The sequence below is a fragment of the Brevibacterium rongguiense genome (genome assembly GCF_009857845.1).
Taxonomy (GTDB): Bacteria; Actinomycetota; Actinomycetes; order Actinomycetales; family Brevibacteriaceae; genus Brevibacterium; species Brevibacterium rongguiense.
In genome coordinates this window covers 1-253 of record NZ_WWEQ01000167.1, presented here as the reverse complement: position 1 = coordinate 253, position 253 = coordinate 1, and the positions used below count along the sequence as shown (strand labels likewise).

Annotated in this window: 1 pseudogene; it reads left to right on the top strand. The window is 64.8% G+C overall.

Annotated elements, in window-relative coordinates:
- Positions 1-138: 138 nt before the first annotated feature.
- Positions 139-253: pseudogene (locus GSY69_RS15425) on the top strand (hypothetical protein); the annotation flags it as partial.

Genomic DNA, 253 nt, shown 5'->3' with positions numbered 1-253 from the left:
AACACGGCCCGGCTCCACGAAGCTCTCGGCTACCGCACCCCAGCGAGCGTCGAAGCGTCCTACACTCACCCCACGACGACCGCGCCCGCGACCGTCTAACCACGGAACGAAACCCAGGGCGCTTCAGACACTCGCCAAGCCCAGGCCGTCGTACTGGACTGGTGCTACGGGTTCTACAACCACGACCGTCGGCACAGCTCAGCAAACATGATGAGCCCCGTCGACTACGAGACCAGCAACGCGGCTACGCTGC